Consider the following 13,070-nt stretch of genomic DNA (forward strand, 5'->3'; position numbering starts at 1 on the left):
CGATCCGCAGGCAGTGTAGGAGCAGCTTCAGCCGCGACTGGCATGACCGGTGAGCCCCATCGCGACGAGGGATAACCTGACGCCACCCGGAGTCGTTCCGACGGTGTCTTCTGCGCGATCCGAGCTTCCAGGTGGGGTCGGGACATTTCGATTCAGACCTCTGCCGCGAGTGCAGCGCCAGTCGCTTCGCTCGTCCCGGTGAAACCGCTCCTGCAGCGAGCAGGGCCGCCGGCTAGGGCTTCTTCGCCGGTGCCGGCGGCGGCGTGTTGACGGTCTGCTCCAGGTCCTTTTGCAGGTCGGCGAACAGCGGGGTGATCTTCTGCTGGATCGTGCCCATCAGGTTCTGCATCAGCTGCGGGGTCTTGTCGAGCATGCTCTGTCCGGCCGGGCTCTCGTAGAACTCGGCCATCGCCAGCACGTCCTGCCTGGAGAACGACTGCTTGTAGAGGTTCACGTACAGCGGGCGCATTTCCTGCCACGACAGCGCCTTGCGCACGGTGGCCTGGGTGCGCTCCTGGATCTGCTGCACTTTCTGCTGCTGCGCCGCGTCGAGCGGGCGCTGCGCGGTCAACTGCGCGAATTGCTGGCGCTGCATCGCCTGGATCTGCGGCAGCATGCTGTCGAGCATGTTCTGCGCGCGCGAGGCCGACAGCAGGCGGTTGATGTCGCCGTCGCTGGGCGGTTCGGCCAGCGCAGGGATTGCGGCCAGGGCCAGCAGCGCGGCCAGCAGCAGGCGCTGCGGCCAGCGGCGGGAAAGCAGCGGGGTCGGGTTCATCGAGCGTCCTGCAAGGCTATGGCCGGCGGCCAGGATACGGGAATCGTCGTGGCCTCGCCGTCGGCGCCGGCCCGCGTCTTCATGTCGCGGTCGCGGGCCTCGGAAAACCAAGCCATCTGGCAGATGCCCTACAATTCGCGGATGAGTCATGGGGCCATCCACATTTCGAGCAGCCTGGCGATTCCGGAAACCGAAATCGTCGAGCGCTTCGTGCGCGCCAGCGGCGCCGGTGGGCAGAACGTCAACAAGGTCTCCACCGCAGTGGAACTGCGTTTCGATCTGGCCGGCTCGCCGTCGCTGCCGGAGCCGCTGCGTGCGCGGCTGCTGGCGCGGCGCGACCGTCGCATCACCGCCGAAGGCGTGCTGGTGATCGATGCGCAGCGCTTCCGCACCCAGGACCGCAACCGCGACGATGCGCGCCAGCGCCTGGCCGAGTTCATCGCCGCCGGGCTGTCGGTGCCGAAGCGGCGCATCGCCACCAAGCCCTCGCATGGCGCCAAGCTGCGGCGCCTGGACGCCAAGCGCGAGCGCAGCCAGATCAAACGCGGCCGTTCGCCCGGCCGCTGGGAGTGACTTTTGAGCGAACGCAATTTTTCGTTGCCACCCGCAACCCCGAACATGCCGATGGTCAAGCCCAGCCGCCTCGCCCGCTGGTTCGGCCGCACCGCGCTGCGCCTGACCGGCTGGCGGGTGGTCGGCGAGTTCCCGGACGTGCCGAAGCTGGTGATGATCGTCGCCCCGCATTCGTCCAACTGGGACGGGTTCCTGGGCTTCGCGGTCAAGTTCGCGGTCGGCTTCGAGGTGCGCGTGATGGGCAAGACCCAGCTGTTCTGGTGGCCGCTGGGGCCGCTGCTGCGCAAGCTCGGCGGCATCCCGCTGGACCGCAAGTCGCCGCGCGGGGTGGTCGAGCAGGCGGTGGCGCTGATCCGGCAGGCGCCGCGCATGTGGTACGTGATCACCCCCGAAGGCACGCGCAAGCGGGTGGAGAAGTGGAAGGTCGGCTTCTGGAAGATCGCCCACGGCGCCGAGATCCCGATCTTCCCGGTGTACTTCGACTATCCCAGCCGCACCGTCGGCCTCGGCCCGCTGTTCCACACCAGCGCCGACATGCACGCCGACATCGCCGCGATCCGCACCTGGTACCGGCCGTGGCGCGGCAAGCATCGCGATACGTTGTGAGGCGTGCCGGCACGTCGATGCGAATGGGGTTCCTGTAGCGGCTTCAGCCGCGGCAGGATCTGTCCGCAAAGCGCCGCCCAGGCCCCTGCGCCAGGGCGGTCGGCGCCATGTCCATGCCGCGCGCGCCCACTCCCAGATCCAATGGCACATGCCGCCCCCGCGCAAACCGCGTAGCGTGCGCGGCTGCCCCGCCACCATGTCCCTGTCAGGAGTTCCACCCCATGTCGCGTACTGTCATTCTGGCCGCCGCCATCAGCCTGGCGCTGGCCGCCTGTTCCGGTAAGGAGTCCCCCCCCGTGCCCGCCGCCCCCGCCTCGCAGTCCCCCGCTCCCACCGCCGCCAATCCGCTGTTGAGCGCCAGCACGCTGCCGTTCCAGGCGCCGCCGTTCGACAAGATCAAGGACGCCGACTACCTGCCCGCGTTCGAAGAGGGCATGAAGCAGCACCTGACCGAGATCCGCAAGATCGCCGACAACGCCGAGCCGGCCACCTTCGCCAACACCATCGAGGCGATGGAGCGCAGCGGCGAGACCCTGGACCGGGTCCGGCGCATCTTCTTCGGCCTGGTCCAGGCCGACACCAACGACGCGCGCCAGAAGATCCAGGAAGCGGTCGCGCCGAAGCTGGCCGCGCACCAGGACGAGATCAGCCTGGACGCGAAGCTGTTCGCGCGGATCAAGGCGATCTACGACCAGCGCGACACGCTGGACCTGGAGCCGGAGCAGAAGCGCCTGGTCGAGCGCGACTACGAAGAGTTCGTGCGCGCCGGCGCGCAGTTGTCCGATGCCGACAAGGCGACGCTGCGCAAGCTCAACGTAGAGGAAACCACGCTGGCCACCCAGTTCCACACCAAGCTGGTCGCCGCTTCCAGCGCCGGTGCAGTGGTGGTGGACGACAAGGCCAAGCTCGACGGCCTGTCCGAGGGCGACATCGCATCGGCCGCGCAGGACGCCACCGCACGCAAGCTCGACGGCAAGTATTTGCTCGCGCTGCAGAACACCACCCAGCAGCCGGTGCTGGCCTCGCTGAAGGACCGCGAGCTGCGCATCCAGGTGATGGCCGCCTCGCAGTCGCGCGCCGAGAAGGGCGACGCCAACGACACCCGCCAGACCATCCAGCGCCTGGCCCAGCTGCGTGCGCAGAAGGCCAAGCTGCTCGGCTTCGACAGCTACGCCGCCTACAGCCTGTCTGACAAGATGGCCAAGACCCCGGCCGCGGCGCTGAAGCTGCTCAACGACACCGTGCCGGCGGCCACCGCCAAGGCGCGCAGCGAAGTGGCCGAGATGCAGAAGGTGATCGATGCCCAGAAGGGCGGCTTCAAGCTCGCCGCCTCCGATTGGGACTTCTACGCCGAGCAGGTGCGCAAGGCCAAGTACGACCTGGACGAATCGCAGATCAAGCCGTACTTCGAGCTGGACAACGTGCTCAAGAACGGCGTGTTCTACGCCGCCACCGAGCTGTACGGCATCACCTTCAAGGAACGCACCGACATTCCGACATACAACCCGGACATGAAAGTGTACGAAGTGTTTGACCAGGACGGCACCTCGATGGCGCTGTTCTATACCGACTACTACAAGCGCGACAGCAAGTCCGGCGGCGCGTGGATGGACGTGTTCGTCGAGCAGGACGGCCTCACCGGCGCCAAGCCGGTGGTCTACAACGTCTGCAACTTCACCAAGCCCGCGCCCGGCCAGCCGGCGCTGCTCAGCTTCGACGATGTCACCACCATGTTCCACGAGTTCGGCCACGCGCTGCACGGCATGTTCTCCAAGGTGAAATACCCGTCGATCGCCGGCACCAGCACTCCTGCCGACTTCGTCGAGTTCCCGTCGCAGTTCAACGAGCACTGGGCCTCGGATCCGAAGGTGTTCGCGCACTACGCCAAGCACTACCAGACCGGCGCGGCGATGCCGGCCGAGCTGGTGGAAAAGATCAAGAAGGCGCGCACCTTCAACCAGGGCTATGCGACCACCGAATACCTGTCGGCGGCGCTGCTCGACCTGGCCTGGCACACCCAGCCGGCCGATGCGCCGCTGCAGGACGTGGACAAGTTCGAAGCCGACGCGCTGAAGAAGTTCAAGGTGGACCTGGCCGAAGTGCCGCCGCGCTACCGCAGCACCTATTTCGACCACATCTGGGGTGGCGGCTACTCGGCTGGTTACTACGCCTATTTCTGGTCGGAAGTGCTCGACGACGACGCCTTCGAATGGTTCAAGGAGAACGGCGGCCTGTTGCGCAAGAACGGCGACATCTTCCGCGCCAAGATCCTCTCGCGCGGCAACAGCGTCGACCTGACCACTCTGTACCGCGATTTCCGCGGCAAGGACGCCACCGTCGAATCGCTGCTGGAAAACCGCGGTCTGAAGAACTGAGTCGAACCTCGCCGCCAGCGGTGATCGAGAACGGGATGGCCCAACGGCCATCCCGTTTTTCGTTGCCGCCGCCGCGAAATGGCCGCGGCAACCCTGCAGGAGCGGCTTCAGTCCCGACCGCCTCCCAAGCCCAGGACGCATCCTCGCCCGACGCCCGATGGCGCAAGCGCCGCCCCATGCCTTCCGTCACTGGTACCCGCGCCGCGCCGCGCGCACTGTCGCGATGGCAATGCCGCGATGTCCTCGGCGCGTCGGCCCCGGCGAGCTGCGCGAATAGCCAGGCTATCGGCTGCTCGGTCTGCAGCGGGTGCCTGGCGCACAGCGCCTGCAGCAACGGCAGTGGGGCGGCGCCGTCTTTGAGCCGCGCCTGCGCCGGCGGCCAGGCGTACGCCGCTCAGCTCGCTGCCCGGCGCCACCGCCGCGCTGCTGGCGCAGTGGTCCGGTCCGGCCACGAACAGCGCGCGGCCATCCCTGATCAGGTCCACGCAGCCATCTGGCAGCACCCGCGTCGGCAGCGCTTCGCCAGCGCCCTGGCGAAAGCGCCAGCTGCAGCGCAGGCGATCGCGCAATGCCGGCGGCGCGTCGCGTTCGGCGTAGCGGGAGGGCGTTGGCAAGGCAGTGATCGGATCGACCGGCGGCGGTGCGGCAGTCTACTGCAGCGCGTACCGCGGCCGATCCATTCTGCGTCGCGTCCGGCGTGGGTTCAGGCCGGAGGCGTTGCCTTTTCCTCTTCGATCTGCACCGTGATCTCACCCGAATGCGACGCAGCGCGTTGCCCTGGCCGTAGTTGCTGCACCGCCTCGTCTAGCGTCAGCGGGTTCGACGGCCCAGCAGCTTGCGTCTGGCACAACTCCCTGGCCTTCTGCAGCATGGTGTGCACGTCGGCGTCTCCCAGCTTTGCGTTGATGGCCTTGCTGGTCTTGGTGCCGCTGTATTGCGCCATTGCTTCCTGCGCGCCGCCCATGATGCCGCGCGTGATCTGCTTGCCCAGCCCGATGTCCGGGCTGGCTTCGCGCCGATTGTTCTTGACGCTGATGGCCACATGCTGGTTCAACGCACCGACCGCCGCCATCGCCCCGGACAGCGCGGCCACGCCCGCCACCTGCGGGATGGGGACGTTGCGCGTGCCTCCCTGCGCGGCCGAGGTCAGCTTGCCGATCACCGAGGATGCCGCACTGCCGAACACGCCCAGATGGAACGCCTGGCCCAGGCGCTGGGCGGTCTGCGCGGAGAATTCGCGCATCGTGTACTTGGCGCCGATATCGCGGACCAGTTGTTCGGAAATGACCGACGTTGCCGACCCGGCCAACAGCCGCGCCGCGGCTCCGTCGTGCGCCAGGTCGGTCAACCTGCCTTCGCGCAGGCAATCCAGGTCCTTTTCCAGTTCGACCAACGCCGCGGGCTTGTTGCCGTGGCCCAGCTCCAGATCGACCTCGTGCCCGGCTTCTGTGCTTGCCGGCCCGGCGTTTTCCAGTTTTTTGCTGAGTTCCTTTTGCACGGCGGTCAAGCCGCTGGTCACCCGCTTGACCAGCGCCTGGGTGGGCGACTGGATCAGCTTGCGCAACTTGCCCTCGTCGATGTCCTGGCCACCGAGCGGCTCGCCGCGTGCAAGCTTCTGCGCACCTTCCGGGGTGAACACATCGGCGTGCAGCAAGTTCAGCGTGTTGTTGGCCTCCTGCTTGGCGCGTTCGTCGAATCCCGCCGCCACATGCTGCATGCCGGTGACCACAAGCGAGGCGACGGCCTGTGCGCTCGGCGACAGGGCGCGTATCGCCGGGGTCTTGCTGATCAGTCCCAGCGAACTGGAAAGGGGCGAGCGCAACGTACGCGGTATCGATTGCCAGCGATTGCCCTTCCATTGCCGATCGTGCGCACCCTGGGTCATCACGAAATCGCCTTGCGTTTTTTGCAGGGCGCTCTCCGCGCGCATCAGCGCCTGGGCGGCCTGCACGACCTCGGCATCGCTGGCCAACGCGCCCGCATCGTTTGCTGAGTGCTTACCAACCGCCGCGCTGAAATCGTCGTAGCACTTGCTGAAATCGGCCAGCTTTTCGCTCAATTTGATCGCTAGATCCGGCAACCACTGCTTGTCGTTGATCTGGCTCTTGTCGGGCACGATCACATGTCCGCCATGTTCGCGGATCGATTCGCACAAGCTGACCACGGCCGACTGCTGGGCGGCATTCATCGGCGCTGCGATGGCCGCGGTCGCGAAGCCGAAGCTCGCGCCCGCCCAGGGATTGCCGGTGGCGTAGTTGATCCATGGCGAAGCGATGTACTGCATCGCGTTGTTGAGAAAGCTGCCGGACGGATTGGGCATGCCCGACAGCAACGCGGTGCGGCGCAGCGTGTGCACATCGGATTCCTGCAGGCCTTGCGCCTGGTACCAGCGCATCACATCCTGCTCGCTGACCTGGCCGACCAACTCCGCACTGGTCGCAAGGTTGCGCGGGGCGCCTGTCGCCTCCGAAGAGCGCAGCGGCCGCAGTGCGCTGATGAGTTGTGCGGCGAGGTCCTTGTCTACCGGGCGTTGCTTGTCTTGCTGCAACTGCGTGTGGAGCCCTTGCAATGTCGCCGACACGGACGCGTGCGCTGGCGCAGCGGTCGCCTCGGCGGTGACGGATGCAGCGCTCAGCGCGGTTGCCGCTGCCGTGGCCTCCACGCCGCGCGGGCTGGGGCTGCGCGAAAGGCCTGCCAGAGCGGCAGGGCCGCTTTCCGGCTGTGCGTGAGCCGGCGCTTGTGGCTGTATTTCCGATTGCGCGGAACTTGTGGAGGCTTCCGAGCGATTGGTCGTGCTGCTGAGGTTGAGGTGTTGATATAACTTCATGGTGGCAGATGTCCTGGCGATGCGGCGAGGGCAGCGGCTCGGGACACGGATCGCAAGCAGACGGTCCCCCCCGAGCCGGGCTTAATGCCAGGTATCGTGTGTTACGCGCCGTGGGGGTAGCGCTCGATGGCGATTTGCGAGCGTCGGTGCGTAGCGCATGGAGTCTTCGTCGCCTGCAGATACATTGGCACACTTCATTCAAACACCCTGCCAGCGTCGCCTTGCTGCGGCGTGCGAAGTGATGTGCGCTTGTCAGAAGGCTTTGCCGCTACCCATCGGAATGTTGAGCTGATCCACTGTTGCGTTGCGCGCTGATGCCGGCGTGGCGGCAGCGCGCCATGCGCGGGTGTGCGCGCAATGGACGGTGTCGCGGTCGGCGTTGTGCGTGGCGATGCGCGAGCCGTGGCTAGCGCTCCGACGGCCCGCTTTCGTCGTAGCCGCGCGGGGTGAACAGGTCCGGCCGGATCAGTTCGATAAAGGCGCGTGCCTGCGACGACAGGTACTTGCCTTTGCGCACCACCACGCCGTAGCTGCGGGCGGGGAAATAGTCGCCCAGCATGCGCGTGGCGAGCTTGCCGCGGTCGGCCTCGGTGACGCAGATCGAGCTGACGATGGAGATGCCCATGCCCATCGCCACGTACTGCTTGATCACCTCCCAGCCACCCACTTCCAGCGCCACCGTGTACGGCACCCGCGCCTGCTGGAACACCAGGTCGACCAGGCGATAGGTCACCTGGCGCTTGGGCGGCAGGATCAGCGGATACGGCGACAAGTCGTGCAAGGTGAGCGTGGGCAAGTTCGCCAGCGGGTGCTCGCGCGGGGCGATCAGCAATTGCTCGAAGCGGTACACCGGCGCGTAGCTGAGGTCGGCCGGCACGTCGAGCATCGAGCCCACCGCCAGGTCCACCGCATCCTTGCGCAACAGCTCGGTGCCGTCGGCGCTGATCGCGTTGTGCAGGGTCAGGCGCACGTCCGGGTAGCGCGCGCGGAAGTTCTCCACGATCTTCGGCAACAGATACAGAATGGTGGAGCTGTTGGCGGCGATGTTCAGTTCGCCGGCGTCCAGCCCACGTGCCTTTTCGCGGAAGTCGGCCTCCAGCCGGTCCAGGCTTTCCACCAGCGGCTGCGCCATTTCGTACAGCAGCTGGCCTTCGCGGCTGGGGATCAGGCGCCGCCCGCTGCGCTCCAGCAGTACCACGCCCAGTTCGCGCTCCAGCGCCTGCAGTTGCAGGGTCACCGCCGGCTGACTGACGAACAGCGCCTCGGCGGCTCGTGAGACGGAACCCAGGCGCACCGTCTGGCAGAACGCGCGCAACGGCTTCAGTCGGTCGGATTTGTAGGGAAAACGCGGAGTTGCAGTGTCGCGCGTGGCCATGACATAGCAACTATAAGGTGTACTTATTTAATGCATTGATAAAACTGTATTGTCAAATACATGCTGCGGCAGCACGGTGAGAGTCCGGAAACATCGAGGAACCCCACCATGTCCGCCGCCGCCTTCGCCGCTTCATCCCTGTCCGCCGAACGCTCCACCCCCGGCATCACCCTGACCGCCGCGCTGGCCGGTCAGAACGCCCTATTGCCGCCGGCGGCGCTGGCCCTGCTGGTGTCGCTGCACCGGGCGATCGAACCCGAGCGCCAGGCGCGGCTGGCGGCGCGCCGCGAACGCCAGGCCTGGTTCGACGGCGGCGGGCTGCCGGACTTCCGCGCCGACACCCAAGCGATCCGCGCCGGCGACTGGCGTGTGGCGCCGCTGCCGGCCGCGCTGCAGGATCGCCGCGTCGAGATCACTGGCCCGACCGATCCGAAGATGGTCATCAACGCGCTGAACTCCGGCGCCAAGGTGTACATGGCCGACTTCGAGGATTCGACCGCGCCGACCTGGCGCAACCTGGTCGCCGGCCAACGCACGTTGGCCGAGGCGGTGGCCGGCACGCTGAGCTTCAGCGCGCCGCCGGCGCGCGACGGCAGCCCGGGCAAGCGCTATGCGCTAAAACCCTACGACGAGCAGGCGGTGCTGATCGTGCGTCCGCGCGGCTGGCACCTGGACGAAAAGCACGTGCTGGTCGATGGCCAGGCGCTGGCCGGCGGCCTGTTCGACGCGGCGCTGTTCGCCTTCCACAACGGCCGCGCGCTGCTGGCCAAGGACCGTGGCCCCTACCTGTACCTGCCCAAGCTGCAGTCGATGGAAGAGGCCGCGCTGTGGGAAGCGGCGCTGTCGCACATCGAGGCGATGCTGGGCCTGCCGCAGGGCCAGATCAAGGTCACCGTGCTGATCGAGACACTGCCGGCGGTGTTCGAGATGGACGAGATCCTGCATGCGCTGCGCGAGCGCATCGTCGGCCTGAACTGCGGCCGCTGGGACTACATCTTTTCTTACCTGAAGACGTTCCGCCGCCACCGCGACCGGGTGCTGCCCGAGCGCGGCCAGGTGACCATGACCCAGCCGTTCCTGAAGGCGTATTCGGAACTGCTGATCCGCACCTGCCACCGCCGCGGCGCGCATGCGATGGGCGGCATGGCCGCGCAGATCCCGATCCGCCACGACGAGGCGGCCAACGAGCAGGCGATGGCACGGGTGCGTGCGGACAAGCTGCGCGAGGTCAGCGCCGGTCACGACGGCACCTGGGTCGCGCATCCGGCGCTGATCCCGATCGCCCGCGCCATCTTCGACGAGCACATGCACGCGCCGAACCAGCACAACGTGCGCCGCGAGGACGTGCAGGCCGACCGCGACACGCTGATCGCGCCATCCACCGGCACCATCACCCGCGCCGGCTTCGAGGGCAACATCGAAGTGTGCGTGCGCTACCTGGCCGCATGGCTGGACGGCAACGGCTGCGTGCCGATCCACCACCTGATGGAAGACGCGGCCACCGCCGAGATCAGCCGCAGCCAGCTGTGGCAGTGGCTGCACGTGAGCGGCCTGCATCTGGACGACGGCACCGCGATCGACTTCGCGCTGTTCGATGCCTGCATGCGCCATCTGCCGGCGCGCCTGGGCGAGCGCGCGCTGCTGCCCGGCGGCAACCGCCTGGACGACGCCATCGCGCTGCTGGACGCGCTGACCCGCAGCGAGGACTTGGCCGAATTCCTGACCTTGCCGGCTTACCAGATGATCGATTGATTGGAGTTGGGAGTAGGGAATCGGGAATGGCGAATCGTGAGAGCGATGTCCTTGCGCCCGACTTGTTCCATGCCTTCCACGCGTTTCATCCGATACACCGCGCCACCGTTTCATCGCCGTATCCATTCCAAGGAGAGCGCAAGATGAGCACCACATTGCAGACCGCCGAGCAGATCCAGCACGCCTGGGACACCGATCCGCGCTGGGCCGGGATCGCCCGCAACTACACCGCCGCCGACGTGGTGCGCCTGCGCGGCACCGTGCATGTGGAGCATTCGCTGGCCCGGCTCGGTGCCGAGAAGCTGTGGAAATACCTGCATGAAAAGGACTTCGTCAACGCGCTGGGCGCGCTGACCGGCAACCAGGCGATGCAGCAGGTCAAGGCCGGGCTCAACGCGATCTACCTGTCCGGTTGGCAGGTCGCCGCCGACGCCAACCTGGCCGGGCAGATGTATCCGGACCAGTCGCTGTACCCGGCCGACTCGGTGCCGGCGGTGGTCAAGCGCATCAACAACACGCTGCTGCGCGCCGACCAGTTGCACCACGCCGAAGGCAAGGACGAGATCGACTTCCTGCAGCCGATCGTGGCCGATGCCGAGGCAGGTTTCGGCGGTGTGCTCAATGCCTTCGAGCTGATGAAGGCGATGATCGAGGCCGGCGCCGCCGGGGTGCATTTCGAAGACCAACTGGCCTCGGTGAAGAAGTGTGGACACATGGGCGGCAAGGTGCTGGTGCCGACCCGTGAGGCGATCGAGAAGTTGAACGCCGCGCGCCTGGCCGCCGACGTGCTGGGCGTGCCGACGCTGCTGGTCGCGCGCACCGACGCCGAGGCCGCCGACCTGGTGACCAGCGACATCGACCCCAACGACCGCCCGTTCACCACCGGCGAGCGCACCGTCGAAGGCTTCTTCAAGACCATCAAGGGCCTGGACCAGGCGATCAGCCGCGGCCTGGCCTACGCTCCCTACGCCGACCTGATCTGGTGCGAGACCGGCAAGCCGGACCTGGCGTTCGCGCGCCAGTTCGCCGAGGCGATCCACGCCAAGTTCCCGGGCAAGTTGCTGGCCTACAACTGCTCGCCGAGCTTCAACTGGAAGAAGAACCTGGACGACGCGACCATCGCCACGTTTCAGCAGGAGATCGCCCGCTACGGCTACAAGTTCCAGTTCATCACCCTGGCCGGCTTCCATGCGCTGAACTACTCGATGTTCAACCTGGCGCACGGCTATGCGCGCCGGCAGATGAGTGCCTTCGTCGAGTTGCAGGAAGCCGAGTTCGCCGCCGCCGATCGCGGCTTCACCGCGGTCAAGCACCAGCGCGAGGTCGGCACCGGCTACTTCGATGCGGTGACCCAGGCGATCCAGCAAGGCCAGTCCTCCACCACCGCACTGAAGGGCTCGACGGAAGAAGAGCAGTTCCACGGCGAAAAGGCCGCCTGACCTGCAGCCGGGCGGCCGTTGCTTGCCGATCCCCAGGGAGGGGAGAGCCCGGGTTCGCCCGGGCTTTTTTTGCCCGTGCGGCGGCCTGCGCCCCGGCGTGATGCGGTGTCGATGCGTTGCGCCAAGCCGCCGCGCCGCAGCGTGGCGCGAGTGCGGCGGCAGCGCGCGATTGCATGCCTTTTGCCGTCTCTGCCAGCTGCGAGATCGGCTGCGACCTCCCGGTGAACGCCGTGTTCAGATGGTATGCTTCGAAGAAGATGGCGGGCGACGCCAAGAGCAGTAGGGGGGCTGGATGAGCTGCGACAGCGCCGCGTCCAATGCACGCGAGACAACTTCGACGATTGGTGTGGTCGCCCCCAAGCCCAATGAGCTGGCGGTGTTGACCGCAGCGGAACTGCGTCTATTCTCCGAGTTCGGCCGTTCGCGCACGGTGCGTGCCGGCGACGTGCTGTTCCGTCGCGGCGACGGCGGCAGCGCCATGTTCGTGATCGGCAGCGGCGTGATCGACCTGGATTTCGGCGAAGACCTGGTCGTCAAGCATCTCGGCCACGGCGAATTCTTCGGCGAACTCGGCTTGTTGATCGGCAGCCACATGCGCAGCGCCGACGCCATCGCCGCCAGCGACGGCGTGCTGGTCGAGCTGGATCACGACGACTTCCAGCGCCTGGTGGAGCGCGACCCGGGCGTGGTTGCCTACTTCCTGCGCCGCACCATCATGCGCGTGGTGATGAACGAGCAGACCCTGATCCGCCAGCTGCGCCGCCGCAACCACGACCTGGAAGCGGCACTGGACAACCTCTACACCACCACCCACCAGCTCACCCAGACCGAAGAGCTGGTGCGCACCGACGAATTGACCGGCCTGCACAACCGCCGCGGCCTGATCCTGCGCCTGCAGGAATGCCGCCGCGACGGCCGCTCGCCCGGGCCGGGCCTGCTGCTGATCGACTGCGACCGCTTCAAGCACATCAACGACGAACACGGCCACCTGGTCGGCGACCGTGTGCTGCAGAACGTCGCCAACATCCTGCGTTCGGTCGTCGGCCGGGACGACATCGCCTGCCGCCTCGGCGGCGACGAATTCTGCCTGCTGGTGGCGACCGGCAACGTGCAAGACCTGCGCCGCATCGGCGAGTTCGTGATCGCCACGGTGCAGAACCTGCTCGGCGTGCCGCACCCCTCGCCGCATATCTGCCCGGTCAGCATCGGCATCAGCCGGGTTGATCCGCAGTCCGACTGGAACGACTGGTACGCCAACGCCGATGCCGCGCTGTACGAGGCCAAGCGCCTCGGTGGCAACCGCCTGTATTGGCACGACCGCGCCTCCGCACCCTACTGACGCACGCGC

At 67.0% G+C, this 13,070-nt stretch carries 10 protein-coding genes; 6 read left to right on the forward strand and 4 right to left on the reverse strand.

What is annotated here, in order from left to right; translation table 11 throughout:
• Positions 1 to 232: 232 nt before the first annotated feature.
• On the reverse strand, positions 233 to 811 hold the full coding sequence (locus E4A48_RS18210; RefSeq protein WP_409976384.1) for a DUF2059 domain-containing protein: 579 nt from the start codon (positions 809 to 811) through the stop codon (positions 233 to 235).
• 105 nt (positions 812 to 916) lie between these two features.
• Here E4A48_RS18210 and arfB point away from each other — a divergent pair, with 105 nt between their 5' ends.
• The 3 genes from arfB (at position 917) to dcp (ending at position 4,329) form a co-directional block, all read left to right on the forward strand.
• Positions 917 to 1,348, forward strand: coding sequence for an alternative ribosome rescue aminoacyl-tRNA hydrolase ArfB (gene arfB / locus E4A48_RS18215; RefSeq protein ID WP_038234330.1), 432 nt, complete (start codon positions 917 to 919; stop codon positions 1,346 to 1,348).
• Positions 1,349 to 1,399: 51 nt separating this feature from the next.
• Complete coding sequence (locus tag E4A48_RS18220) at positions 1,400 to 1,954, forward strand: lysophospholipid acyltransferase family protein (RefSeq protein ID WP_052235128.1); 555 nt, start codon at positions 1,400 to 1,402, stop codon at positions 1,952 to 1,954.
• Positions 1,955 to 2,175: 221 nt separating this feature from the next.
• Positions 2,176 to 4,329, forward strand: coding sequence for a peptidyl-dipeptidase Dcp (gene dcp, locus E4A48_RS18225; RefSeq protein WP_039006375.1), 2,154 nt, complete (start codon positions 2,176 to 2,178; stop codon positions 4,327 to 4,329).
• Positions 4,330 to 4,436: 107 nt separating this feature from the next.
• Here dcp and E4A48_RS21335 read toward each other — a convergent pair whose 3' ends face one another.
• The 3 genes from E4A48_RS21335 to E4A48_RS18240 form a co-directional block, all read right to left on the reverse strand.
• Positions 4,437 to 4,943: a DUF6597 domain-containing transcriptional factor gene (locus tag E4A48_RS21335; RefSeq protein ID WP_409976351.1), complete on the reverse strand. Its 507-nt coding sequence runs from the start codon at positions 4,941 to 4,943 to the stop codon at positions 4,437 to 4,439.
• Between the two features lie 89 nt (positions 4,944 to 5,032).
• Positions 5,033 to 7,156, reverse strand: coding sequence for a type III secretion system effector XopN (gene xopN, locus E4A48_RS18235; protein WP_058195885.1), 2,124 nt, complete (start codon positions 7,154 to 7,156; stop codon positions 5,033 to 5,035).
• Positions 7,157 to 7,562: 406 nt separating this feature from the next.
• Positions 7,563 to 8,531 carry a LysR family transcriptional regulator gene (locus tag E4A48_RS18240; RefSeq protein ID WP_142742903.1) on the reverse strand — a complete coding sequence of 323 codons (969 nt, stop codon included), beginning with the start codon at positions 8,529 to 8,531 and terminating at the stop codon, positions 7,563 to 7,565.
• Positions 8,532 to 8,639: 108 nt separating this feature from the next.
• On the opposite strand from E4A48_RS18240, the gene aceB reads away from it, so the two are divergent.
• From aceB to E4A48_RS18255, 3 genes are all read left to right on the forward strand, one after another.
• Positions 8,640 to 10,283, forward strand: a complete 1,644-nt coding sequence (gene aceB, locus E4A48_RS18245) for a malate synthase A (protein WP_142742904.1) — start codon at positions 8,640 to 8,642, stop codon at positions 10,281 to 10,283.
• A gap of 143 nt (positions 10,284 to 10,426) precedes the next feature.
• Positions 10,427 to 11,722: an isocitrate lyase gene (gene aceA / locus E4A48_RS18250; protein WP_058195887.1), complete on the forward strand. Its 1,296-nt coding sequence runs from the start codon at positions 10,427 to 10,429 to the stop codon at positions 11,720 to 11,722.
• Between the two features lie 292 nt (positions 11,723 to 12,014).
• Entirely contained in the window at positions 12,015 to 13,061 is a 1,047-nt protein-coding gene (locus E4A48_RS18255) for a GGDEF domain-containing protein (RefSeq protein ID WP_058195888.1), read from the forward strand.
• Positions 13,062 to 13,070: the final 9 nt, after the last annotated feature.

Source organism: Xanthomonas translucens pv. cerealis (assembly GCF_006838285.1).
GTDB lineage: Bacteria > Pseudomonadota > Gammaproteobacteria > Xanthomonadales > Xanthomonadaceae > Xanthomonas_A > Xanthomonas_A cerealis.